Genomic DNA, 22,634 nt, shown 5'->3' on the forward strand with positions numbered 1-22,634 from the left:
CCTCTCGGGCTTTCCTCCGGGCGCTTCCCTTCGGTCTTGCGTTTCCGACTCTATCAGATCCTTTTCTCGACCTGACCCCCAGTCAGCGGGGTTTGCCTTCCCGGCCGTTGGGCCGTTCCGACGAGTGAGACTTTAGCGGATTCCGTGCTCCCGAGCTAATCGGGGGCTGCGTCCATTCGAACGCGGTTTCCTCATTCCGCGAATACGCGCGCCAATGACACGACGGCACAGTGATCAGTGATCGACTGTTCGCCGAGTAATGGTGGGTACTGCGGGATGGCTGTCCGGGGACCGACCGGAGTCGGCGCTCACGTCGGACAACTCGGAGAACAGTACGGACGCCGGTGGGCCGTGTCAACTTCGGTGCGATCGGCACCCTGCGGGCGTAGAGTTGGGGGCGTGATGACGCGTACGTGCAACCACCAGTGGTGGGCCGCCTGACGGCGGCCGCAGTCACGTATGCACTCAACGGCCGCCGCTCCGGCGGCCGTTCTTGTTTCTCCCTCCTGGGGGTCGGCCGACGGGTGCGGCGGGCGCGACCTGGAGGTGGAGAAGTGAAGCGAGTCTTCAGCGGTGTCACGCCGAGTGGGCATCTGACGCTGGGGAACTATCTGGGGGCCATCCGACGGTGGGCCGAGGTGGACCAGCATCGGGCCGACGCGTTGTTCTGCGTCGTCGATCTGCATGCGCTGACCGTGGAGCACGATCCCGGGCGGGTGCGGCGGCTCAGTCGGCAGGGGGCGACGCTGCTGCTTGCGGCGGGGCTGGATCCGAGGCTGTGCACCCTGTTCGTACAGAGCCATGTGGATGAGCACGCGCGGCTGTCGTATCTGCTGGAGTGCGTGGCCACCGACGGCGAGGTGCGGCGGATGATCCAGTACAAGGAGAAGGCCGCACGGGAGCGGGCGCGCGGTGGGAGTGTGCGGCTGTCGCTGCTGACGTATCCGGTGCTGATGGCGGCGGACATCCTGGCGTACGGGACCGATGAGGTGCCGGTGGGTGACGACCAGACGCAGCACGTGGAGCTGGCGCGGGATCTGGCGGTGCGGTTCAACCAGCGGTACGGGCAGGCGTTCGTGGTGCCGCGGGCCACGCCTCCGCGGGTGGGGGCGCGGGTCATGAACCTTCAGGAGCCGACGTCGAAGATGGGCAAGAGCGACGACGTCGGGCCGGGGATCGTCTATCTGCTGGATGAGCCGGACGCGGTGCGGAAGAAGGTCATGCGGGCGGTGACCGACAGCGGACGGGATGTCGTCTACGACCGGGAGGCGCGGCCCGGGGTCGCGAACCTGCTGGAGATCCTGGCCGCGTGCACGGGTGGGAACCCATCGGACCTGAGCGGTGTATATGAGTCGTACGGCGCCTTGAAGAAGGACACCGCGGAGGCCGTGGTCGAGGTGTTGAGGCCCGTGCAGGAGAGACACAGGGAGCTGTGTGCGGATCCTGGCTATGTGGAGGGGGTGCTGCGGGATGGTGCGGAGCGGGCTCGGGCGATGGCCCGGCCGAGGGTGGATGCCGCCTATCGCGCGATCGGCTTGCTGCCCGGGGGCGGCGGGAGCGATACCGGTGACGTTGGCGTGCTGAGCGCGGCGAGGTAGGGCTCGGCAGGTGGGTTCGCCGCCCCCGTTGCTGGGGGCGGCGGCTGGGTCAGTTGTTGCCGGACGCGAGTTCGCGGCTGCGGTCGCGGGCGGCTTCCAGGGCGGCGATGAGGGCGGCTCGTACGCCGTGGTTCTCGAGTTCGCGGATGGCGCTGATGGTGGTGCCCGCGGGGGAGGTGACGTTTTCGCGGAGCTTGACGGGGTGTTCGCCGCTGTCTCGGAGCATGGTGGCGGCTCCGATGGCGGACTGGACGATCAGGTCATGCGCCTTGTCGCGGGGCAGGCCGAGGAGGATGCCCGCGTCGGTCATGGCTTCGACCAGGTAGAAGAAGTACGCCGGGCCGGAGCCGGAGAGGGCGGTGCAGGCGTCCTGCTGGGACTCGGGGACGCGGAGCGTCTTGCCGACGGCGCCGAAGATCTCCTCGGCGTGGGCGAGGTCGGCTTCGGTGGCGTGGGTGCCTGCGGAGATGACGGACATGGCCTCGTCGACGAGGGCGGGAGTGTTCGTCATGACGCGGACGACCGGGGTGCCGGGGGCCAGGCGTTCTTCGAAGAAGGAGGTGGGGATGCCCGCCGCGCCGCTGATGACCAGGCGGTCGGCGGGGATGTGCGGGGCGAGTTCGTCGAGGAGGGTGCCCATGTCCTGGGGCTTGACCGTGAGGATCAGGGTGTCGGCGGTCTTGGCGGCCTCCGGGTTGGAGACCGGGGTGACGCCGTGGCGGGCGCGGAGTTCTTCGGCTCGTTCGGGGCGGCGGGCGGTGACCAGCAGGTCGGCGGGGGTCCAGCCCGCGCGGATCATTCCGCTGAGCAGGGCTTCGCCGATCTTGCCGGTGCCGAGGACTGCGACTTTCTGGCTCATGGTGCGGGTGCCCTCCGGGGGTTGCGTCGTCCGGGTTCATCCTCGCACCGGGGGCGGTGGGTGTGCGTGGGTTGTCCGCTGGGCGGGACGTCGCCCGCCCGGTCGTTCAGGCCGTGCGGCGGCGCAGGGTCGCTGCTCCCAGGCCCAGGACGAGGAGGGCGCAGCCCGCGACGATCAGGACGTCACGGATGTAGCTGGCCGTCATGTCGGTGTGCTTGAGGACCTCGTTCATGCCGTCGACGGCGTAGGACATGGGGAGGACGTCGGAGATGGCTTCCAGGACCGGGTGCATGTTGTCCCTGGGGGTGAAGAGTCCGCAGAGGAGGAGTTGGGGGAAGAGCACGGCGGGCATGAACTGGACCGCCTGGAACTCGGAGGCCGCGAAGGCCGAGACGAAGAGACCGAGGGCCGTGCCGAGCAGGGCGTCGAGCAGGGCCACCAGGAGGAGCAGCCAGGGGGAGCCGGTGACGTCCAGGCCGAGGAACCAGAGGGACAGACCGGTGGCGAGGGCGGACTGGATGATCGCGAGGGTGCCGAAGGCGAGGGCGTAACCGGCGATCAGGTCGGCCTTGCCCAGGGGCATGGCGAGGAGGCGTTCGAGGGTGCCGGAGGTGCGTTCGCGGAGGGTGGCGATGGAGGTCACCAGGAACATGGTGACCATCGGGAAGATCCCGAGGAGTGAGGCGCCGATGCTGTCGAAGGTGCGCGGGTCGCCGTCGAAGACATAGCGCAGCAGGAACAGCAGCAGGCAGGGGATCAGGATCAGCAGCGCGATGGTGCGGGGGTCGTGGCGGAGCTGGCGCAGGACGCGGAGTGCGGTGGCGGTGGTGCGGGAGAGGTTCAGGGCGGTGGGGGGTGCGAGTGCGGGCCTGGGGGCTGGCTCGTTGGCCGTGCCGGTCCGGTGGGCCGTGGTGGTCCTGCTGGTCCCGGCGGCCGGGGTGGTCCCGTCGGTCGTGGTGGGTCCGTTGGGCCGGGTGGGTCCGTTCGGCTCGGTCATCGCGTGGACTCCTTGGTGCGGGCTGCGGCGGTCGCCTCGTCGACGAGGGTCAGGAAGGCCGCTTCGACGGTGTCGGAGCCGGTGCGGTCGCGGAGGGCGTCCGGGGTGTCGTCGGCGAGGATCTCGCCCTCGCGCATGAGGAGGAGGCGGTGGCAGCGCTCGGCCTCGTCCATGACGTGGGAGGAGATGAGGAGGGTGGCTCCGCGGGTGGCGGCGATGTCGTGGAAGAGACGCCATAGATCGCGGCGCAGGACGGGGTCGAGGCCGACGGTCGGCTCGTCGAGGACGAGGAGTTCGGGGGCGCCGAGGAGGGCCACGGCGAGGGAGACGCGGCTGCGCTGGCCGCCGGAGAGGTTCCCCGCGAGGGCGTCGGCGTGGCTGGTGAGGTCGACGTCGGAGATGGCCCGGGTGACGTCCTCGTGGCGGCGGTCGGCGGAGGAGCGGCCGGGCTCGAGGATGGCGGCGAAGTAGTCGAGGTTCTGGCGGACGGTCAGGTCGTCGTAGACGGAGGGGGCTTGGGTGACGTAGCCGATGCGGGTGCGCAGGGTGGGGTGGCCTGCGGGGTGGCCGAGGACTTCGAGGGTGCCGGTGACCTTGGCCTGGGTGCCGACGATCGCGCGCATCAGGGTCGATTTGCCGCAGCCGGAGGGGCCGAGCAGGCCGGTGACCTGGCCGTGGGGGACGGCGAAGTCGAGGGTGCGCAGGACCGTGCGGGGGCCGCGTACGACGGTGAGGTGCTCGGCGCGGACGGCGGGCGTGCCGTGCGCGCCAGGAGGATCACTGGCGTAATTCATCATGTGATGAATAATCCTCCCGCAGGGTTGGAGTCGTCAAGTGAGGACGCCACGGGAGGGGATCAGGAGAAGGTCAGTAGGAGGTCATGGCGAGGCCAGCAGGAGTTCCACGACGTAGCTCTCCTCGACGACTCCGTCGGGGAAGTGCTCCAGGAGGTGGGCGCGCTCCTCGGCGAGGAAGGCGGCGGTGCGTTCGGGGCCGTGGACGAGGAAGAGGGAGTGGCTGGTGATGTTGCCGAGGTGGGTGTCCAGCGGGACGCGGCGGCTCCAGCGGAGCTGGTGGTGGGTGAAGCGCAGACGGCCGGTGGGGTCGGCCGGGTGCACGGGGCGGCCGGTCTTGGTGAAGGTGTGGTCGGCGCCGTAGTGCCGCGCGATGCGGTCCGCCTGGGCGGCGTTCCAGGGGACGTCGGGGGCGTCGGTGTTCCACCACAGGGCGAGCGCGCCGCCGGGGCGGAGCACCCGGAGGGCCTCCGGCACCGAGCGTTCGGGGTCCGTCCAGTGCCAGGACTGGGCGTAGGTGAGGAAGTCGACGGAGCCGTCGGCGAGGGGCAGGGCGTTGCCGTCCCCGAGGACCAGCGGGACGTCGGGAAGGGTGCGGCGGAACTCTGCCGCCATGCCGGTGCCGGGCTCCACGGCGATGACCTCGGCGCCGCGCGCCGTGAGGAGGGCGGTCCCCAGCCCCGTACCGGCGCCTATGTCCGCGACGCGGGCGCCGGTGAGGGGGCGGCCGGAGGTCCGCTCGATCGTGTCGAGGAGGGCGGAGGGGTAGGAGGGGCGGTTGGCGGCGTACTGGGCGGCGGCGGTGTTGAAGGAGTGGGCTCGGGTGGTGTGGAGGGAGGTTCCTGGTGAGGTCATACGGCCATGGTGGACCGCGAGGTGCCGGTGCCGGGAGATCCCCCTCCGGGGCGTCGGTCAGGGGCGGCGGCGCTTCTTGGAGGGGTTGCCGGTGCGGCGGGCCGTGCGCTTCTCGTACTGCGTGCGGGCCTCCTCGTACTCCTCGCGGTGGAGTTTCTCGCCGGGGGCCTCGACGAGGGCGCGGAAGAAGTAGGCGAGGAGGGAGCCGACGAAGCCGATGGCCAGGAGACCGCGGAGGGAGGCCTGGCGGTCGGGGTCGGGGCGCTTGGTGAAGCCGTCCCAGGTGTGGCGGAAGGCGAGCGCGCTGCACACCGCGAACATCACGATCATGATGAGCGTGACGAAGCCGCCGACGTCGGCGATCTGCAGTCCCTGGTAGGCGAAGCGCAGGACCAGGCAGGAGACGACGGCCGCGGCGAGGGAGCCGGTGGCCACGCCGATGCGGCGGGCCAGGTAGCCGCGCGAGTGGTCGACCCAGGTCGTGCCGAAGAAGCGGATGGGGTCGGGGTGGGGGCCCGCGGCCGGGTTCGGGGTGCCGTTTTCGTCGCTCACGCGTCGATTATGGCTCCGGGCGGCCGGGGGCTCCGCGACGGGCTCAGAAGAAGCAGCGTGGACGGACGCAGCCGTCGCTGCCGGTAAGGACGGAGCCGCCCGAGACGAACTCGGCGGTCGCGATGTCGTCCCAGGTGTCCGAGGTGCCGTACGGCCCCGTGGCCGTCGTCCCCGGTGTCTGGCAGGAGATCGGGACCTTGGCGCCCTCGGACAGTACGCCGGTGATCGGGTGGCTGGTGCCCGGACCACCTCGGACGTCGAGGCGGACACCCGGTGCGACATCGGCATGGCGCACGGATTCCGCGTTGGCGGTGGGAGACACTCCCGGCACCGCGAGCAGGGCGCCCGCGGTGCCGCCGGTGGACAGGATGGATCTACGGCTGACGAAGGCCATGTCGGCCTCCGGCTGATGGGGTCATCCGCAGCGGGAGGCGACGTAGCCGTCGGTGCCGGTGTACACGTACGCGTCCGAGACGAACTGGCCGTTGCTGATGTTGTCCCAGAGGTTCGTGGTGCCGTACGGGCCCGAGACCGTCGTACCCGGCGTCTGGCAGTAGATCGCGACGCGGGTGCCCTCGGGCAGGACCCGCACGATGCCGTAGTTCGTGCCGGGACCGCTGCGCACATTGAGGCGGACGCCCGGTGCGACGGGGTACGTACGGACGGTGGACTCGGCGGCGACCGCCAGCTCCTCGCCCCCGCTGTCGACCTCTGAGACACGGTCAACTGACATGCAAGACCTCCCCGTTGATCCCCATGACTGTCATGGGGCCCCGTTGATTCCCCTTCAGCACACTGCGCACGCATGTGCGCCCGTGGAACACGGAGGCTAGCAAGCCTGCTCTGTCTCGTACGAGTCATCGACTAGGCTCCGTGCGTCGCGCGCGCGGACGAACAGCACGGGGGTGGTCCCATGGCGCCACAGCGGAACATCGGAGCGGGCGCGGAAGCGGAACTTCCCGAATACGCCGGTCACTATCGGCTGGAGTCGTGCCTCGGCTCCGGTGGCATGGGGGTCGTGCATCTGGCGCGCAGCACCTCGGGCATGAAGCTCGCGGTGAAGGTCGTCCATGCCGAGTTCGCCCGGGATCCCGAGTTCAGGGGGCGGTTCCGGCAGGAGGTGGCGGCGGCGCGGCGGGTGAGCGGTGCCTTCACGGCGCCGGTCGTCGATGCCGATCCGGACGCCGAGCGGCCCTGGATGGCGACGCTGTTCATTCCGGGGCCGACGCTGGCCGAGGAGGTGAAGCGGAACGGTTCCTTGGCTCCGGAGCAGTTGCGGCGGCTGATGGCCGGGCTGGCGGAGGCGCTGCGGGACATCCATCGGGTCGGGGTCGTGCACCGGGATCTGAAGCCGAGCAACGTGCTGCTCGCCGAGGACGGCCCGAAGGTCATCGACTTCGGGATCTCCCGGCCCAAGGACAGCGAACTGCGCACCGAGACGGGCAAGCTGATCGGCACGCCGCCGTTCATGGCGCCGGAGCAGTTCCGGCGGCCCCGGGAGGTGGGGCCCGCCGCGGACATCTTCGCGCTGGGGTCGGTGATGGTGCATGCGGCGACCGGGCGGGGGCCGTTCGACTCGGACAGTCCGTATGTCGTCGCCTATCAGGTCGTACATGACGAGCCGGATCTGACCGGCGTACCGGAGAACCTCGCTCCGCTGATTGCGCGGTGCCTTGCCAAGGAGCCCGAGGAACGGCCCACGCCGGACGAGTTGATGCGGGTGCTGCGGTCGGTGGCGGCCTCGTACGACACTCAGGCGTTCATACCCGCCCAGAGGACGGGGGACGAGGCGGCGCTTGACACCGACTCCGGGCCCGAGGTCGAGGCCGAGGCCGCGGCCGGATCCCCGCCCGGTTCCAAGGGCTCCAAGGGTTCCAAGGGTTTTGTGGGCCTCAAGGGGGCCAGGAGTTCCGCGCGTGCCGAGCGTTTCAAGAGGCCTCGGGGTCGACGGGCGGCTCTGGCCGCCATGGCTCTGGCGCTCGTGACCTGCGGTGCCCTTGTGGCGGTTCAGCTGATCGTCGGCAATGAACCGGCGCCGCGCACAGATGGCGCCGGGACGACACCGGTGGGGGCCGTCTCGTGGGAGACCGCGTCCGTCTCCGGGTCGGCATCCGTGCCCCAGTGCTCCCACGGCGCCGGGAAACTGCTCTGCGCGCAGCCCGGCGTGGTCTTCGCCCTGAAACCGTCCGACGGCACCCTCGTGTGGCGGCGCGGCGTCGCGAAGACGGACTGGGGCGTGTCGCCGGTCGTCTCCGGAGGGCTCGTACAGCCGTTGACGGGTGAGGACTCGCGTCTGGAGGGCCTCGACCCCGCCTCGGGAAAGGTGCGCTGGGAACGGCAGGCCCCCGGCCACGGCAGTGTCCGTCCCGTCGGGGACATGCTGCTGATCACCGAGGCCGACGGAACCGTCACCGGCGTGGACAGCGCGTCGGGCGACACCAAGTGGAGCCATGCGATCCGCGGCCAGGGCGCGCCGTACGTCGTGTCGTTCCCCGGGGACCCGCTGGCGTACGCGGCGAGTCCGTCCGCCGACGGCACGAGCACCCTCGTCACAGCCGTGGACCCCGGCACGGGCACCGTCAGGTGGGAGGAGGAACTGGAGGGATCGCTCCAGCCCGTCGGCGCCCAGGACGGGTCCGTCTACTTCCTCTCCGTGGAGGCCACCAGCGCGGACACGACCGCGGTCGTCCGCTACACCCCCGGCGACCGCGAGCCATTGCGCGTGCCGCTGCCCGCCAAGCGGCACGACTCGCTGGCCACGGTGCGCGAGGGAGTCGTCTACCTGTTGTCCGCGGGGGGCGCCCTGGAGGCCGTCGACATGGAACAGCGGGAGCGGCTGTGGTCCCTTGAGACGTCGGTGGCCCGGGGGTCGGCTCCGGTGGCCGACGCACGGCATGTGTACGTCACCGTGGCCGACGGACGGCTGCTCGCCGCCGACGCCCGTGACGGCAGGCTCGTCGGCCAGACCCGTCCCCGTCTCGCCGCACAGGCGGACCGCGTCGCGGCCGGGCTGTCCGCTCCCGTACTCGCCGCGGGCCGTGTCTACGCCGCCGCTCCCGACGGGTCCGTCTTCGCCATGGACGCCGACGACCCTTCCCGCTGGTAGCACGCGCGCGTGGCGGTTGGTAGCACGCGCGCGTGGCGGTTCGTTCAGCCGAGCTTCGTCACGTCCCGCACCGCGCCCTTGTCGGCGCTGGTCGCCATGGCGGCGTAGGCGCGCAGGGCGGCGGAGACCTTGCGTTCGCGGTCGCGGGGGGCGTAGGTGCCGTTCAGGGACGCCTCGCGGCGGGACAGTTCCGTCTCGTCGACGAGGAGTTCGATGGTGCGGCCGGGGATGTCGATGCGGATGCGGTCGCCGTCCTGGACGAGGGCGATGGTGCCGCCGGAGGCGGCCTCCGGGGAGGCGTGGCCGATGGACAGGCCCGAGGTGCCGCCGGAGAAGCGGCCGTCGGTGATCAGGGCACAGGTCTTGCCGAGGCCGCGGCCCTTGAGGAAGGACGTCGGGTAGAGCATCTCCTGCATGCCGGGGCCGCCCTTGGGGCCCTCGTAGCGGATGACGACGACGTCGCCGTGGGTGATCTGCTTGTTGAGGATCTTCTCCACGGCCTCCTCCTGCGACTCGCAGACGACCGCGGGGCCCTCGAAGGTCCAGATCGACTCGTCGACGCCCGCCGTCTTCACCACGCAGCCGTCAACCGCGAGGTTGCCGCGCAGCACCGCCAGGCCGCCGTCCTTGGAGTACGCGTGTTCGACGCTGCGGATGCAGCCGCCCTCCGCGTCCTCGTCCAGCGCCTCCCAGCGCTCGGACTGCGAGAACGCCTCGGCGGAGCGGACGCAGCCGGGGGCCGCGTGCCACAGTTCGACCGCCTCGGGGGACGGGGAGCCGCCGCGGACGTCCCAGGTCTTCAGCCAGTCGGCCAGGGAGGGGCTGTGGACGGCGTGCACGTCCTCGTTGAGGAGACCGCCCCGGTGCAGCTCGCCCAGCAGGGCCGGGATGCCGCCCGCGCGGTGCACGTCCTCCATGTAGTACGTACGGTCCTTGGCGACGTTGGGCGCGACCTTCGCCAGGCACGGCACCCGGCGGCTGACCTCGTCGATCTGCTCCAGGCCGAAGGGCACGCCCGCCTCCTGCGCGGCGGCCAGCAGGTGCAGGATCGTGTTCGTGGAGCCGCCCATCGCGATGTCCAGGGCCATGGCGTTCTCGAAGGCCTGGAAGGTGGCGACGTTGCGGGGGAGGACGCTGGCGTCGTCCTGGTCGTAGTAGCGGCGGGTGATGTCCATGACGGTCCGCGCGGCCGAGACGTAGAGCTGCTTGCGGGCCGTGTGGGTGGCGAGGACCGAGCCGTTGCCGGGGAGGCTCAGGCCGATGGCCTCGGTGAGGCAGTTCATCGAGTTGGCGGTGAACATGCCGGAGCAGGAGCCGCAGGTCGGACAGGCGTTCTCCTCGATACGGAGGATGTCCTCGTCCGAGATCTTGTCGTTCACGGCGTCGGAGATCGCGTCGACCAGGTCGAGGGTGCGGACCGTGCCGTCGACGAGCGTGGCGCGGCCGGACTCCATCGGGCCGCCGGAGACGAAGACCGTGGGGATGTTCAGGCGCAGGGCGGCCATCAGCATGCCCGGGGTGATCTTGTCGCAGTTGGAGATGCAGACCAGGGCGTCGGCGCAGTGGGCCTCGACCATGTACTCGACCGAGTCGGCGATCAGGTCGCGGGAGGGGAGGGAGTAGAGCATCCCGCCGTGGCCCATCGCGATGCCGTCGTCGACCGCGATCGTGTTGAACTCGCGCGGAATGCCGCCCGCCTCCGTGATCGCCTCGCTGACGATCCGGCCCACCGGCTGGAGGTGGGTGTGGCCGGGCACGAACTCCGTGAAACTGTTCGCGACCGCGATGATCGGCTTCCGGCCGATGTCCGCACCGGGTACACCGGAGGCGCGCATCAGGGCGCGGGCGCCCGCCATGTTGCGGCCGTGGGTGACTGTGCGGGACCTCAGCTCGGGCATCGTCGCTCGCTCCTTCAGAGACTGCCGCCAGAGTTTTCTGACTGACGTCGAGCGTACGCCGGTACTCCAAGGGATGGACATGGTGTCCGGTATCCGGGACACCCGTCTCAGACTCTCTTCCGGGTCCCTCGGGTGCGTCGGGGTGTTCGAGGGGCGTGCGGTGGCGCGGTCAGGGGTTGGTCAGATGGCCCTGCACCACCGGCGCCACCCGCGCGATGATCTGCTCCACGTCCGCCGACGCCAGCGGCTCCGCCTTGATGACGTACCGGATCATCGCGATGCCGACCAACTGGGCGGCTGCCAGCTCCACGCGCAGCTCCGCGTCCCGCGACTCCATCCGGGCGGCGACGCGACGCATCAGCTGGGAGGTGATCAGACGGCGGAAGACGGTGGCGGCGGCCTCGTTGTTCACCGCCGAGCGGACGATCGCGAGCAGCGGCGCCCGGGTCACGGGGTTCTCCCAGAGGCCGAGGATCATGCGGGTGAGGCGTTCGCCGATGTCGTCGAGGGGGCCTTCGAGGGCGGAGTCCCGGGAGGTGAAGACGGGCGCGAGGGCGACCTCCACGGCGGCCTCGAAGACCTGCTCCTTGGTGCCGAAGTAGTGGTGCACCAGGGCCGGGTCCACCCCGGCGGCCTTGGCGATGCCGCGCACGGACGTCTTCTCGTACCCCCGCTCGGAGAACTCCTCGCGGGCCGCGCTCAGGATGCGGTCCCGGGTGGCGGGGGCGTCGGCGGCGCCCGCACGCGGGGGGCGGCCACGGCGCCGCGGGGCAGGTGTCGTACCGGTCATGGCCGGGGCACCTGCATCGCCGAGGCGAGATGGAGCCGGGTGAAGGCCAGGGCCTCGGCGAGATCGGCCTCGCGCTCGGCGCTGGACATGGCGCGGCGGGTGTTGACCTCGATGACCACATGGCCGTCGAAGCCGCTCAGGGCGAGGCGTTCCAGCAGCTCGGCGCAGGGCTGGCTGCCGCGGCCGGGGACGAGGTGCTCGTCCTTCGCGGAACCCTTGCCGTCGGCGAGGTGGACGTGGCCGAGGCGGTCGCCCATGCGGTCGACCATGTCCAGGGCGTCGTTGCGGGCCGTGGCGGCGTGGCTGAGGTCGATCGTGAAGTGACGGTAGTCCTCTTTGGTGACGTCCCAGTCGGGGGCGTAGGCGAGCATCTCGCGGTCGCGGTAGCGCCAGGGGTACATGTTCTCCACGGCGAACCGTACGTCCGTCTCGTTCGCCATCCGCCAGACGCCGTCGACGAAGTCGCGCGCGTACTGGCGCTGCCAGCGGAACGGCGGGTGTACGACGACGGTGGAGGCGCCCAGCTTCTCGGCCGCCGCCCGGGCTCGCTGGAGCTTGACCCAGGGGTCGGTGGACCAGACGCGCTGGGTGATCAGCAGGCAGGGGGCGTGGACGGCGAGGATCGGCATCCGGTGGTAGTCGGAGAGGCGGCGCAGGGCCTCGATGTCCTGGCTGACGGGGTCGGTCCAGACCATGACCTCCACGCCGTCGTAGCCGAGGCGCGCGGCGATCTCGAAGGCCGTCGCCGTGGACTCCGGGTAGACGGAGGCCGTCGACAGGGCGACCTTCGCATCCGGGATGCGCACGACTGGGTTGGCCACGGAGACAGGGTAACGGGGTGGGTTGGGGGGTGGCTGGCGGTGGGGCGTGGGGTGGCTCCTCGGCGGGCCGCAGGGGTGGCTCCTCGGCGGGGGTGGGAGCGGCTCCTCGGCGAAGGTCGGAGCGGCTCCTCGGCGAAGGCGGGGGCGGGAGCGGGGGCGCGCTCTCAGGACTCCCCCCCGCATGCGCGCAGGACGCCCTCGGCATGCCCTCAGGACGCCCCGGCATGCCCTCAGGGCACCCCCCGCATGCCCTCAGTACCGCCCGCCCTCAGTCCCCGTCACTCCGGCGGCATGTGGTCCAGGCGGCGCAGGATGATGCCCTCGCGCAGGGCCCACGGGCAGATCTCCACGGTCTCCACGCCGAAGAGATCCATCGCGCCCTCCGCCACCAGCGCCCCGGCGAGCAGCTGGCCCGCGCGGCCCTCGGAGACGCCCGGGAGTTCGGCGCGCTCGTCGGCGGTCATCCCGGCGAGCCTGGGCACCCAGGACTCCAGGGACTGCCGCTTCAGCTCGCGCTGGACGTAGAGGCCGTCGGCGGAGCGGGCGGCGCCGCCGATCCGGGCGAGCTGCTTGAAGGTCTTGGACGTGGCCACGACATGGTCGGGCGCGCCGAAGCGGCTGAACTCCCCCACCGTACGGGCGATCTGCGCCCGCACATGGCGGCGCAGGGCGCGCACGGACTCGGCGGTGGGCGGGTCGCCGGGCAGCCAGGCGGCGGTGAGGCGGCCCGCGCCGAGCGGCAGCGAGACGGCGGCGTCGGGTTCCTCGTCCAGGCCGTAGGCGATCTCCAGGGAGCCGCCGCCGATGTCCAGGACCAGCAGCTTCCCGGCCGACCAGCCGAACCAGCGGCGGGCGGCGAGGAAGGTCAGCCGGGCCTCCTCCTCGCCGGTGAGGACCTGCAGTTCCACGCCGGTCTCGTCCTTCACGCGCGCGAGGACCTCGTCGGCGTTGGTGGCCTCGCGCACGGCGGAGGTGGCGAACGGCAGCAGTTCCTCGACGCCCTTGTCCTCGGCGGCCTGGAGCGTCTCGTGGACGACGCCGATCACTCTGCCGACACCGTCCGGGCGGACCGCTCCGGCGTCGTCGAGGAGTTCGGCGAGCCGCAGCTCCTCCTTGTGCGAGTGTGCGGGGAGCGGGCGCGCGCCCGGGTGCGCGTCCACCACCAGCAGATGCACCGTGTTGCTTCCCACGTCGAGGACACCGAGTCTCATGTACGGAACGCTACTGCCAGTGCGGACGCCTGCCGCCCCCGGAGCGGTCCCGGAAGTGGAGCGGGGCCACTTACCCTGGACGCGTGCCAAAGACGAAAAAGGCGAAGGACAAAAAAGCGACGAAGGCGGCGAAGGCCGCCAAGCGGGGTGAAGTGTCCCGTCAGGCCGGAACCGCCGGGGGACCGGAGCCGGACGAGAAGGGGCTCGACTTCGCACGCGCGTGGGTGGAGTTCCCGGATCCGGCGGACGACGAACAGGTCTTCCGCTGCGATCTGACATGGCTGACCTCTCGCTGGAACTGCGTCTTCGGCAGCGGCTGCCAGGGCATCCAGGCAGGTCGCGCGGACGACGGGTGCTGCACGCTCGGCGCGCACTTCTCCGACGAGGACGACGAGAAGCGGGTGGCCGGGCATGTGGCGAGGCTCACCCCGGACATCTGGCAGCACCACGCCGAGGGCACCAGGAACGGCTGGGTGTCCGAGGACGAGGACGGCGACCGGCAGACCCGGCCCTTCCAGGGGTCCTGCATCTTCCAGAACCGGCCCGGTTTCGCGGGCGGCGCGGGCTGCTCGCTGCACATCCTCGCCCTGAAGGAGGGCCGCGAGCCGCTGGAGACCAAGCCGGACGTCTGCTGGCAGCTGCCGATCCGGCGCACCTACGACTGGATCGACCGCCCCGACGACACACGCGTCCTCCAGGTGTCGATCGGGGAGTACGACCGCCGCGGCTGGGGTCCGGGCGGACATGACCTGCACTGGTGGTGCACCTCGGCCACCTCGGCGCACGGCGCGGGTGAGCCGGTGTACGTCTCCTACCGGGCGGAGCTGACCGAGCTGATGGGCAAGGCGGGCTACGACCGCCTGGTGGAGCTGTGCGAGGAGCGGCTGGCGTCCCGGCTGCCGCTGCTGGCACCGCACCCGGCGGATCCTGAGCCGGGACGGGGACAGGAACCGGCGCCGGTGGTCTGACCGGCGTATCCGATACCCCGCGTGCCCTCCCAAGCTCATCGCCGCTACGACGTCGAGGGGCTCGGGTCGCCGCTTCCGCCCGGCGGTGGGCCCGGGTCCTGCGGCGTGGACGGGGGCGGGTCGGACGGTGTGGGCGTCGGGTCGTGGGACGTGGGCGGTGGGCCACTCGGCGTGGGGCCCGGGGTCGTCGGCGGCGGGGTCGGATGACCGGTGGGCGGGCCGGTCGGCGGTGTGCCGGGGCCGGTCGGGCGCGGGTCGGGGCGAGGGGCGGGGCCGGGGGCGGAGGGGCGCGGCGCGGTGCCGTAGCCGGTGATGGAGACGACGGCGCCCGCGGGTGCGATCGCCACCCGTGCGCTCCAGTGCCCCGCGGGCTCGCGCAGAGGGTCGACGTACACCTTGATCGTTAACGTCTCGCCGGGCCGGAGGGTTCCCGAGGAGCGGCTCGGATAGAGCCACGGGACGCGGGTGGCCACGGACCAGCGGACCGGGGCGGCGCCCGACGCCGTGAGGGTGATCAGCGTGGTGTCGCCGATGCTGTCCGCGGTCACGCCGAGCCGTCCCGCGCCCTTGTGTCCGGCGCCGGTGACGCCGAGGACCTCGACGGAGACGTCCGGTGTCCCGGCGTCGCGGGAGCGGAGGCCGGGCTCGGTGTTGTTGCCCGCGTTCTCGTAGCCGTAGTCCTCGCCCCGGGCCCCGCCCCCGCCGTCGCCGGGGCCGTCCTCCCGGCTCGCGGTGGCCCCGCGGCCGTCCTCGGCCTCTCCCGCGACCGGGGCGCCCCGGTAGGCGGACCAGAGGGCGATCACGGGTGCGGCGACGACGGTGGCGACGACCGTCGTGGTGACGGCACGCGCGCGGAGCCGGTCCCGCCGGGCCGCCCGGTCCTTGGGGTCCATGGGGAAGCCCCGCCGGTCGAAGCGGGGAGCGCCGCCGCGCACGCGCGGGTGGTGTGCCATCGCGATGTGCAGGGCCGCGCGGGGGGCCTCCAGGACGGGCAGCTCGGCGGGGGTGACGGTGGCTCCGGGCCAGCGGCCGGGGACGGCGCGCTCGGCGGTACGGCGGCAGCGCGGGCAGTCGTCGACGTGCCGGACGAGTTCCTTGCGCACGGCCGAGCTGAGCACCAGCTGGCCGTCGCCGGTGAGCCGGGCGACGCCGGGGCAGTTGCCGGTCTCCACGACGGCGAGGGCCGCGCGGGTGCGCTCGACCTCGCAGGCGGCGGACGCGAGCAGGTCACGGGCGGCGGCGAGGTCCAGGCCCAGCACGGCGGCGACCTCGTGGGCGGCGAGGTGGTGGCGCACGGCGAGTTCGAGCGCCTCGCGCTGCTCGGGCGTGGTGCCCGCGGCCTCCGGCCAGGCCAGCCGCGCGAGTTCACGGCGGCGCCGCCGCTGTTCCTCCTCCGGTACGGCGGGGGCGGCGCCCTGCGCGACGCCGTGCCGCGCGGACGCGGAACGTCCGGCCGCGTGGTGCGCCTGACGTTTCTGCTTGGCCTCGGCCAGCTTGCGCAGGCAGGACCAGCGGGCCAGCGCGTACAGCCAGGCCCTGCGGTCCCCGGCGGCGTCGGGCGCGCGCTGGCCGCGCCGCTCGGCGAGGGCGAGGCCGTCGCCCAGGGCGGCGGTCGCGGCGTCGTGGTCGCAGAGCACGGAGAGGCAGTACGTGAACAGACCGTCCAGGTAGGGCTCGTAACGCGCGGGCGGGCGCTGGGCCAGCGTGCGCGCCGCAGCGCGGTCGCGCGCCTCGCGGTGCGCGCGGTGCGCGCCGGAGCGTGCGCCGGGGGTGCGGGTCGAGGTCTCCGGGCTGCTGCTCATCACCCGGCGACCGTAGGCGCCGTGGGAGTGTCCGTTCTCGCCCCTTGAGCACTTTTAATTCGTACGGGTGAAACGATCCCTCATAAGGGGACAGGAACCCTTCATTCCGTGGCCCGTTCGTGGCGGTGGCGGCTGATTGCGGGCGATTGCGGGCGATTCCTTCCAGTTGTGGGTGACCGTGGGGCCGACGTGACCGTCCGGGCGCCGCGTTGTCAGTGGCGGCGGCTACGGTTCCTTGCATGGCTGCCCGTACCAAGACCACCAAGGACCGTCCGTCCTACCGCTGCACCGAGTGCGGCTGGCAGACGGCCAAGTGGCTCGGCCGCTGCCCCGAGTGCCAGGCGTGGGGGACGGTCGAGGAGTACGGCGCGCCCGCCGTGCGGACCACCACCCCGGGCCGCGTCACCACCTCCGCCCTGCCCATCGGCCAGGTCGACGGCCGCCAGGCCACCGCCCGCACCACCGGCGTGCCCGAGCTGGACCGGGTCCTCGGCGGCGGGCTCGTCCCCGGCGCCGTGGTGCTGCTCGCGGGCGAACCCGGCGTCGGCAAGTCGACGCTGCTGCTCGACGTCGCCGCCAAGGCCGCCAGCGACGAGCACCGCACGCTCTATGTGACGGGCGAGGAGTCGGCGAGCCAGGTCCGGCTGCGCGCCGACCGCATCGGCGCCATCGACGACCACCTCTATCTCACCGCCGAGACCGATCTCGCCGCCGTCCTCGGCCACTTGGACGCGGTGAAGCCGTCCCTGCTGATCCTGGACTCGGTGCAGACGGTCGCCTCCCCCGAGATCGACGGCGCCCCCGGCGGCATGGCCCAGGTGCGGGAGGTCGCGGGCGCCCTGATCCGGGCCTCCAAGGAGCGCGGCATGTCCACCCTCCTGGTGGGCCATGTCACCAAGGACGGCGCCATCGCCGGACCCCGGCTCCTGGAACACCTCGTGGACGTCGTCCTGCACTTCGAGGGCGACCGGCACGCGCGCCTGCGCCTCGTCCGCGGCGTCAAGAACCGCTACGGCGCCACCGACGAGGTCGGCTGCTTCGAGCTGCACGACGAGGGCATCACCGGCCTCACCGACCCCAGCGGCCTGTTCCTGACCCGGCGCGCCGAGCCGGTCCCCGGCACCTGCCTGACCGTCACCCTGGAGGGCCGCCGCCCCCTGGTCGCCGAGGTCCAGGCGCTCACCGTCGACTCGCAGATCCCCTCCCCGCGCCGCACGACCTCCGGCCTGGAGACCTCACGCGTGTCGATGATGCTGGCCGTCCTGGAACAGCGCGGCCGGATCAGTGCCCTGGGCAAGCGGGACATCTACTCCGCGACGGTCGGCGGCGTGAAGCTCTCGGAGCCCGCGGCGGACCTCGCCGTGGCCCTCGCGCTCGCGTCCGCCGCCAGTGACACCCCGCTGCCGAAGAACCTCGTCGCCATCGGCGAAGTGGGCCTCGCGGGCGAGGTCAGACGCGTCACCGGCGTGCAGCGCAGGCTCGCCGAAGCACACCGCCTCGGCTTCACGCACGCCCTCGTACCGGGCGATCCCGGCAAGGTCCCGCCGGGCATGAAGGTGCTGGAAGTCGCGGACATAGGGGACGCCCTGAGGGTGCTGCCGCGCTCCCGTCGTCGAGAGGCCCCCCGGGACGCGGAGGACCGCCGGTAGACTTTGCCCTGGTCTCGCCCGTCCGTACGAACAGAGTGCGCGATACGGGAGCGTCCCAGAACCTGCGACCGGAGGAGTGCAGTGGCAGCCAACGACCGGGCAGCAGCTCCCGGAAAGTCCGGTGGGAGTGCCGGTTCCGATGGCCTGATGCGCGCCTCGCTGAGCGCCGTGGCGCCCGGCACCGCCCTGCGTGACGGCCTCGAGCGGGTCCTGCGCGGCAACACCGGCGGCCTGATCGTGCTCGGCTCCGACAAGACCGTCGAGGCCATGTGCACCGGCGGCTTCGTGCTGGACGTGGAGTTCACCGCGACCCGGCTGCGCGAGCTGTGCAAGCTGGACGGCGGCATCGTGCTCTCCTCCGACCTGTCGAAGATCCTGCGCGCGGGCGTGCAGTTCGTCCCCGACGCGACGATCCCGACGGAGGAGACCGGCACCCGGCACCGCACCGCGGACCGGGTCAGCAAGCAGGTCGGCTTCCCGGTCGTCTCCGTCTCCCAGTCGATGCGGCTGATCGCCCTCTACGTCGACGGGCAGCGCCGCGTCCTGGAGGACTCCGCGGCGATCCTGTCCCGCGCCAACCAGGCCCTCGCGACCCTGGAGCGGTACAAGCTCCGTCTCGACGAGGTCGCGGGAACGTTGTCAGCGCTGGAGATCGAGGACCTGGTGACGGTCCGCGACGTCTCCGCGGTGGCCCAGCGCCTGGAGATGGTCCGCCGGATCGCCACCGAGATCGCCGAGTACGTGGTGGAGCTGGGCACCGACGGCCGACTGCTCGCCCTGCAGCTGGACGAGCTGATCGCCGGGGTCGAGCCCGAGCGCGAACTGGTCGTGCGGGACTACGTCCCCGAGCCCACCGCCAAGCGCTCCCGCACGGTCGAGGAGGCCCTCGCCGAGCTGGACGCCCTCACCCACGCCGAGCTGCTCGAACTCCCGACGGTCGCCCGGGCCCTGGGCTACACCGGCTCCCCCGAGACCCTGGACTCCGCGGTCTCCCCGCGCGGCTTCCGCCTGCTGGCCAAGGTGCCGCGGCTGCCGGGCGCCATCATCGACCGTCTCGTGGAGCACTTCGGCGGACTCCAGAAGCTGCTCGCCGCCAGCGTCGACGACCTGCAGACCGTGGACGGCGTGGGCGAGGCGCGGGCGCGGAGCGTGCGGGAGGGGCTGTCACGGCTGGCGGAGTCGTCGATCCTGGAGCGGTACGTCTGAGGCCCCAGCTGTTGCGGCGCCGGGCGCCTACGCAAGGTCGCCGGACGCCCTGGTCCTCTTCGGCTGTCAGTCCCCTTCGGCTGTCAGTCCCCTTCGGCTGTCAGTCCCCTTCAGCCTTCAGTCCTCTTCCAGCACGAACGACGTCTGCACTTTCGCGAACCCGGGCGCCTTCGCCTCCACCAGATACGTCCCGGCCGCGGCCGTACCCGCCGGAGGCGTCCCGCAGGACGGCGCGCTCGGCTTGCGGTCCCACTCCACGGGGTAGGTGATGCTGCTCCCGGCGGGCACCCGGAAGAACAGGCTGCTCGCGCCCTTGGGGCAGTCGTCGGACGACCAGTAGGCGTCGTCGTCGCTCTCCGCCTGAGTGATCGTCAGCACCGCGTTCTTCGGGCCGAGATCGACCTTGCAGTCGCTGCCGGAGGAGTTCCTCGCCGTCAGCCGGAAGGCGGGCCGCTGCCCCGGCGCGTAGGAGTTGCGCACGCTGCTCAGGCTCAACGACACGGACCCCGGCGCGCAGTTGGGCACCGATGACCCGGCGGGCAGCGCGTCGCCACTGCCGACCCCGCTCCCGACGCCACCGGAACCGGCACTCCCGCCAGCCCCACCGGCACCAGCGTCCCCAGAGCCGCCGTCCCCGGACCCGTCACCCGAGCCGTCGCCCGAACCGCCCCCGGAACCACCGCCGTTGGAGTCCTCGTCGCCCGACTCGTCACGCCCGCCCGGCGCCTGGCTGATCGCCGGGCCCGAGCCCGACGGCCCCGGCGTGATCGTGGAGACGGACGGCGCGGGATTCTTGCCGTTGGACCCGTCGGCGCCGTTGTTGCCGCCTCCGCCGCCCATGGTCATGATCCAGAGGACCAGCAGGGCCAACAGGGCGAGCACGGACAGCAGGACGACCCTCCGTCGCCAGTAGATGGAGGAGGGAAGCGGCCCAACCGGATTGCGCAGAGATCCCACGGCGCAAACTGTACGAGAGATCGGCGCGTTCGCTTGCCACACCCGCCGCCTGGGCGCCAACTTTTACGGATCATCATCCCGCACGGGAGCCGACCGTGCCGTACGCCGGGCGTCATTTCCGCCGTACCGCCGACGTCACCGCCGTAACGCCCACGTCACTGTCCGCTCCCGCGGCGTTCGGCATGGCAGGATCGGGAACGCCATGACTGCGCCAACGAAGCCCCAGCCCTCGCACGAGTCCCAGCCCGGGCGCGAGCCCCACGGCGAGGACCTGCACACCCCTGTCATCACCTGGTTCGACGAGCACGCGCGTGACCTGCCCTGGCGGCACCCGGAGGCGGGGCCGTGGGGGGTCATGGTCAGCGAGTTCATGTTGCAGCAGACGCCGGTCAGCCGTGTCCTGCCCGTCTACGAGCAGTGGCTGGCCCGCTGGCCGCGCCCCGCCGACCTCGCCAAGGAAGCGCCCGGCGAGGCCGTCCGCGCCTGGGGCCGCCTCGGCTACCCGCGCCGCGCGCTGCGGCTGCACGGCGCCGCGGTCGCCATAGCGGAACGGCACGGCGGGGACGTACCGACCGATCACGCGCAACTCCTGGCGCTGCCCGGCATCGGGGAGTACACGGCGGCGGCCGTGGCCTCGTTCGCGTACGGGCAGCGGCACGCCGTGCTCGACACCAATGTGCGCCGGGTGTTCGCGCGGGCGGTCAGCGGTGTGCGGTACCCGCCGAACGCGACCACCGCCGCCGAACGCAGGCTCGCGCGGGCGCTGCTGCCCGAGGACGAGCGCACCGCCGCGCGCTGGGCCGCCGCCTCGATGGAGCTGGGCGCGCTGGTGTGCACGGCGAAGAACGAGTCGTGCCACCGCTGTCCGATCGCCGCGAGCTGCGCCTGGCGGCTCGCGGGCAAGCCGGAGCACGAGGGTCCGCCGCGCCGCGGGCAGACGTACGCCGGTACGGACCGTCAGGTGCGCGGCAAGCTGCTGGCCGTGCTGCGCGAGGCGCACGTACCGGTGCCACAGGCGGCGCTGGACCGGGTGTGGCACGAGCCGGTGCAACGCGCGCGGGCGCTGGACGGGTTGGTCGCGGACGGGCTGGTGGAGCCGCTGCCGGGCGGGTTGTACCGGCTGCCGTTGAACTGAACGCCCCGCCCGGAGGCCTGAACCGGGGCATAACCGGACCAGCCTCCCCTCTCTCTTATCTCCCGCCTACTTCCGTTACACAACCGACGGACAGCCGCGCGTTTCCCGCAGGGTCCTTCGCACAGCGCCGTGACAACCGCTCCGTAGCTTCATGTCGTGCCCCGCAGGGGCGGATCACAGCTACACAACGGGGAAACGGGAGGCGGTTGATCATGGCGCAGGGAGAGGTGCTCGAGTTCGAGGAGTACGTCCGCACCCGGCAGGACGCGCTGTTGCGCAGCGCCCGCCGCCTGGTCCCCGACCCGATCGACGCCCAGGACCTGCTCCAGACGGCCCTGGTGCGGACGTACGGCCGCTGGGACGGCATCGCGGACAAGCGGCTCGCGGACGCCTATCTGCGCCGGGTCATGATCAACACGCGGACCGAGTGGTGGCGGGCGCGGAAGCTGGAGGAGGTGCCGACGGAGCAGCTCCCGGACGCGTCCGTCGACGACTCCACCGAACAGCACGCCGACCGCGCCCTGTTGATGGACGTGCTGAAGGTGCTCGCCCCGAAGCAGCGCAGTGTCGTGGTGCTGCGACACTGGGAGCAGATGTCCACCGAGGAGACGGCCGCCGCCCTGGGCATGTCGGCCGGAACGGTCAAGAGCACGCTGCACCGGGCGCTCGCCCGGCTCCGCGAGGAGCTGGAGACCCGCGACCTGGACGCACGCGCGCTGGAGCGTGAGGAGCGGGAGCGTTGCGCGGCCTGACCGACCCGGGGTCCAGCCCGGCCCGGCCCACCCTGCGGGCGGTGAGCGCGGCGATGGCCGCCTTCACCGCCGTCGCCCTGCTGGTGTCGGCGTGCGGCAGCAGCGGCACCGGGGCGCGGGACGAGGGGCCCGCCGGGTCGGACACGGTGGCGGGGGCCGTGGCGTCCCCGTCGGTGGCGGCGCCGTCCGCCGCGCCGAAGCGGGTGGACGCGGTCCGGCTGGTCAAGGCGGACCCGCTGGTGTCGGCGGCCGTCAAACGCGATCTGAAGCCGTGTACCGCCGACGAGTATCCCGTCGACGTGTCGTACGGCGAGCTGACCGGCGGCTCCGCGAGCGATGTCGTGGTCAACGTGCTGACCTGCGGCGAGGCGATCGGCGTGGGCTCGTACGTGTACCGCGCGGGGGACGGCGGATACGAGAACGTGTTCCGGGCGGAGGAGCCGCCGGTCTACGCGGAGATCGACCGCGGCGATCTGGTGGTGACCAAGCAGGTGTACGGGCGTGGCGACCCGGTCTCGAACCCGTCCGGCGAGAACGTCATCACGTACCACTGGACAGAGGACCGCTTCATCGAGCGGTACCGCACGCACAACGAGTACGGCACGGTCGCAGGTGAACCGACCCCGGTCCCCGAGGACACCTGACGGCCCGACGCCGCGCCCCGCCCCGCCCCGCCAGCACACG

Annotated in this window: 21 protein-coding genes; 8 read left to right on the plus strand and 13 right to left on the minus strand. The window is 72.1% G+C overall.

Annotated elements, in window-relative coordinates; all coding sequences use genetic code 11:
• Positions 1 to 554: 554 nt before the first annotated feature.
• Positions 555 to 1,598: a tryptophan--tRNA ligase gene (trpS, locus tag ACFVQG_RS07620; protein WP_383377998.1), complete on the plus strand. Its 1,044-nt coding sequence runs from the start codon at positions 555 to 557 to the stop codon at positions 1,596 to 1,598.
• 49 nt (positions 1,599 to 1,647) lie between these two features.
• Here trpS and proC read toward each other — a convergent pair whose 3' ends face one another.
• The 7 genes from proC to ACFVQG_RS07655 form a co-directional block, all read right to left on the minus strand.
• Positions 1,648 to 2,457 (minus strand): pyrroline-5-carboxylate reductase, encoded by an 810-nt coding sequence (gene proC, locus ACFVQG_RS07625; RefSeq protein ID WP_383378000.1) that lies wholly within the window; start codon positions 2,455 to 2,457, stop codon positions 1,648 to 1,650.
• 106 nt (positions 2,458 to 2,563) lie between these two features.
• Positions 2,564 to 3,454 carry an ABC transporter permease gene (locus tag ACFVQG_RS07630; RefSeq protein WP_383378002.1) on the minus strand — a complete coding sequence of 297 codons (891 nt, stop codon included), beginning with the start codon at positions 3,452 to 3,454 and terminating at the stop codon, positions 2,564 to 2,566.
• Complete coding sequence (locus ACFVQG_RS07635; protein ID WP_383378004.1) at positions 3,451 to 4,251, minus strand: ABC transporter ATP-binding protein; 801 nt, start codon at positions 4,249 to 4,251, stop codon at positions 3,451 to 3,453. Before ACFVQG_RS07635 ends, ACFVQG_RS07630 begins: the two co-directional genes overlap by 4 nt.
• An 81-nt stretch (positions 4,252 to 4,332) precedes the next feature.
• Entirely contained in the window at positions 4,333 to 5,103 is a 771-nt protein-coding gene (locus tag ACFVQG_RS07640; RefSeq protein ID WP_383378006.1) for a class I SAM-dependent methyltransferase, read from the minus strand.
• A 57-nt stretch (positions 5,104 to 5,160) separates the two neighbouring features.
• Positions 5,161 to 5,655, minus strand: coding sequence for an EamA/RhaT family transporter (locus ACFVQG_RS07645; protein ID WP_383378008.1), 495 nt, complete (start codon positions 5,653 to 5,655; stop codon positions 5,161 to 5,163).
• A 43-nt stretch (positions 5,656 to 5,698) separates the two neighbouring features.
• On the minus strand, positions 5,699 to 6,049 hold the full coding sequence (locus tag ACFVQG_RS07650; protein ID WP_383378010.1) for a hypothetical protein: 351 nt from the start codon (positions 6,047 to 6,049) through the stop codon (positions 5,699 to 5,701).
• Between the two features lie 21 nt (positions 6,050 to 6,070).
• Positions 6,071 to 6,388, minus strand: coding sequence for an SH3 domain-containing protein (locus ACFVQG_RS07655; RefSeq protein WP_383378011.1), 318 nt, complete (start codon positions 6,386 to 6,388; stop codon positions 6,071 to 6,073).
• Between the two features lie 180 nt (positions 6,389 to 6,568).
• On the opposite strand from ACFVQG_RS07655, the gene ACFVQG_RS07660 reads away from it, so the two are divergent.
• Positions 6,569 to 8,761 carry a serine/threonine-protein kinase gene (locus tag ACFVQG_RS07660; RefSeq protein WP_383378013.1) on the plus strand — a complete coding sequence of 731 codons (2,193 nt, stop codon included), beginning with the start codon at positions 6,569 to 6,571 and terminating at the stop codon, positions 8,759 to 8,761.
• A gap of 44 nt (positions 8,762 to 8,805) precedes the next feature.
• Here the strand turns inward: ACFVQG_RS07660 and ilvD are convergent, their stop codons facing one another.
• The 4 genes from ilvD to ACFVQG_RS07680 all read right to left on the minus strand — a co-directional run bounded on the left by ilvD (position 8,806) and on the right by ACFVQG_RS07680 (position 13,481).
• A complete protein-coding gene (ilvD, locus tag ACFVQG_RS07665; RefSeq protein ID WP_383378015.1) occupies positions 8,806 to 10,659 on the minus strand; it encodes a dihydroxy-acid dehydratase in 1,854 nt (617 codons plus the stop codon).
• Between the two features lie 169 nt (positions 10,660 to 10,828).
• Positions 10,829 to 11,449: a TetR family transcriptional regulator gene (locus ACFVQG_RS07670; RefSeq protein WP_383378016.1), complete on the minus strand. Its 621-nt coding sequence runs from the start codon at positions 11,447 to 11,449 to the stop codon at positions 10,829 to 10,831.
• On the minus strand, positions 11,446 to 12,270 hold the full coding sequence (locus ACFVQG_RS07675) for a sugar phosphate isomerase/epimerase family protein (protein WP_383378018.1): 825 nt from the start codon (positions 12,268 to 12,270) through the stop codon (positions 11,446 to 11,448). The genes ACFVQG_RS07670 and ACFVQG_RS07675 overlap by 4 nt, the downstream gene beginning before the upstream one ends.
• A 278-nt stretch (positions 12,271 to 12,548) precedes the next feature.
• Positions 12,549 to 13,481 (minus strand): Ppx/GppA family phosphatase, encoded by a 933-nt coding sequence (locus ACFVQG_RS07680; RefSeq protein WP_383378020.1) that lies wholly within the window; start codon positions 13,479 to 13,481, stop codon positions 12,549 to 12,551.
• A gap of 83 nt (positions 13,482 to 13,564) precedes the next feature.
• Here ACFVQG_RS07680 and ACFVQG_RS07685 point away from each other — a divergent pair, with 83 nt between their 5' ends.
• Positions 13,565 to 14,449 (plus strand): hypothetical protein, encoded by an 885-nt coding sequence (locus tag ACFVQG_RS07685; RefSeq protein ID WP_383378022.1) that lies wholly within the window; start codon positions 13,565 to 13,567, stop codon positions 14,447 to 14,449.
• Positions 14,450 to 14,493: 44 nt separating this feature from the next.
• Here ACFVQG_RS07685 and ACFVQG_RS07690 read toward each other — a convergent pair whose 3' ends face one another.
• Positions 14,494 to 16,251 (minus strand): hypothetical protein, encoded by a 1,758-nt coding sequence (locus tag ACFVQG_RS07690; protein ID WP_383378024.1) that lies wholly within the window; start codon positions 16,249 to 16,251, stop codon positions 14,494 to 14,496.
• A 239-nt stretch (positions 16,252 to 16,490) separates the two neighbouring features.
• On the opposite strand from ACFVQG_RS07690, the gene radA reads away from it, so the two are divergent.
• Both radA and disA read left to right on the plus strand, forming a co-directional pair.
• Positions 16,491 to 17,900, plus strand: coding sequence for a DNA repair protein RadA (gene radA, locus ACFVQG_RS07695; protein WP_383378026.1), 1,410 nt, complete (start codon positions 16,491 to 16,493; stop codon positions 17,898 to 17,900).
• An 81-nt stretch (positions 17,901 to 17,981) separates the two neighbouring features.
• Positions 17,982 to 19,106 (plus strand): DNA integrity scanning diadenylate cyclase DisA, encoded by a 1,125-nt coding sequence (disA, locus tag ACFVQG_RS07700; RefSeq protein ID WP_383378028.1) that lies wholly within the window; start codon positions 17,982 to 17,984, stop codon positions 19,104 to 19,106.
• A 117-nt stretch (positions 19,107 to 19,223) separates the two neighbouring features.
• On the opposite strand, the gene ACFVQG_RS07705 is transcribed toward disA, so the two are convergent.
• Positions 19,224 to 20,063, minus strand: a complete 840-nt coding sequence (locus tag ACFVQG_RS07705; protein ID WP_383378030.1) for a hypothetical protein — start codon at positions 20,061 to 20,063, stop codon at positions 19,224 to 19,226.
• 202 nt (positions 20,064 to 20,265) lie between these two features.
• On the opposite strand from ACFVQG_RS07705, the gene ACFVQG_RS07710 reads away from it, so the two are divergent.
• The 3 genes from ACFVQG_RS07710 (at position 20,266) to ACFVQG_RS07720 (ending at position 22,594) form a co-directional block, all read left to right on the plus strand.
• Positions 20,266 to 21,198 (plus strand): A/G-specific adenine glycosylase, encoded by a 933-nt coding sequence (locus ACFVQG_RS07710; protein ID WP_383378033.1) that lies wholly within the window; start codon positions 20,266 to 20,268, stop codon positions 21,196 to 21,198.
• A 212-nt stretch (positions 21,199 to 21,410) separates the two neighbouring features.
• Positions 21,411 to 21,950: a SigE family RNA polymerase sigma factor gene (locus tag ACFVQG_RS07715; protein ID WP_383378035.1), complete on the plus strand. Its 540-nt coding sequence runs from the start codon at positions 21,411 to 21,413 to the stop codon at positions 21,948 to 21,950.
• On the plus strand, positions 21,938 to 22,594 hold the full coding sequence (locus ACFVQG_RS07720) for a hypothetical protein (protein ID WP_383378037.1): 657 nt from the start codon (positions 21,938 to 21,940) through the stop codon (positions 22,592 to 22,594). Before ACFVQG_RS07715 ends, ACFVQG_RS07720 begins: the two co-directional genes overlap by 13 nt.
• The last annotated feature ends 40 nt before the right edge of the window (positions 22,595 to 22,634 follow it).

Origin of the sequence: Streptomyces sp. NPDC057877 (assembly GCF_042796855.1) — a bacterium.
Taxonomy (GTDB): Bacteria; Actinomycetota; Actinomycetes; order Streptomycetales; family Streptomycetaceae; genus Streptomyces.

Coding starts and splice junctions, on each gene's coding strand:
- proC (WP_383378000.1), bottom strand. CDS start 2,457: ATGAGCCAGAAAGTCGCAGTCCTCGGCACCGGCAAGATCGGCGAAGCC.
- ACFVQG_RS07630 (WP_383378002.1), bottom strand. CDS start 3,454: ATGACCGAGCCGAACGGACCCACCCGGCCCAACGGACCCACCACGACC.
- ACFVQG_RS07635 (WP_383378004.1), bottom strand. CDS start 4,251: ATGATGAATTACGCCAGTGATCCTCCTGGCGCGCACGGCACGCCCGCC.
- ACFVQG_RS07640 (WP_383378006.1), bottom strand. CDS start 5,103: ATGACCTCACCAGGAACCTCCCTCCACACCACCCGAGCCCACTCCTTC.
- ACFVQG_RS07650 (WP_383378010.1), bottom strand. CDS start 6,049: ATGGCCTTCGTCAGCCGTAGATCCATCCTGTCCACCGGCGGCACCGCG.
- ACFVQG_RS07655 (WP_383378011.1), bottom strand. CDS start 6,388: ATGTCAGTTGACCGTGTCTCAGAGGTCGACAGCGGGGGCGAGGAGCTG.
- ACFVQG_RS07660 (WP_383378013.1), top strand. CDS start 6,569: ATGGCGCCACAGCGGAACATCGGAGCGGGCGCGGAAGCGGAACTTCCC.
- ilvD (WP_383378015.1), bottom strand. CDS start 10,659: ATGCCCGAGCTGAGGTCCCGCACAGTCACCCACGGCCGCAACATGGCG.
- ACFVQG_RS07670 (WP_383378016.1), bottom strand. CDS start 11,449: ATGACCGGTACGACACCTGCCCCGCGGCGCCGTGGCCGCCCCCCGCGT.
- ACFVQG_RS07680 (WP_383378020.1), bottom strand. CDS start 13,481: ATGAGACTCGGTGTCCTCGACGTGGGAAGCAACACGGTGCATCTGCTG.
- ACFVQG_RS07690 (WP_383378024.1), bottom strand. CDS start 16,251: ATGAGCAGCAGCCCGGAGACCTCGACCCGCACCCCCGGCGCACGCTCC.
- radA (WP_383378026.1), top strand. CDS start 16,491: ATGGCTGCCCGTACCAAGACCACCAAGGACCGTCCGTCCTACCGCTGC.
- ACFVQG_RS07710 (WP_383378033.1), top strand. CDS start 20,266: ATGACTGCGCCAACGAAGCCCCAGCCCTCGCACGAGTCCCAGCCCGGG.
- ACFVQG_RS07715 (WP_383378035.1), top strand. CDS start 21,411: ATGGCGCAGGGAGAGGTGCTCGAGTTCGAGGAGTACGTCCGCACCCGG.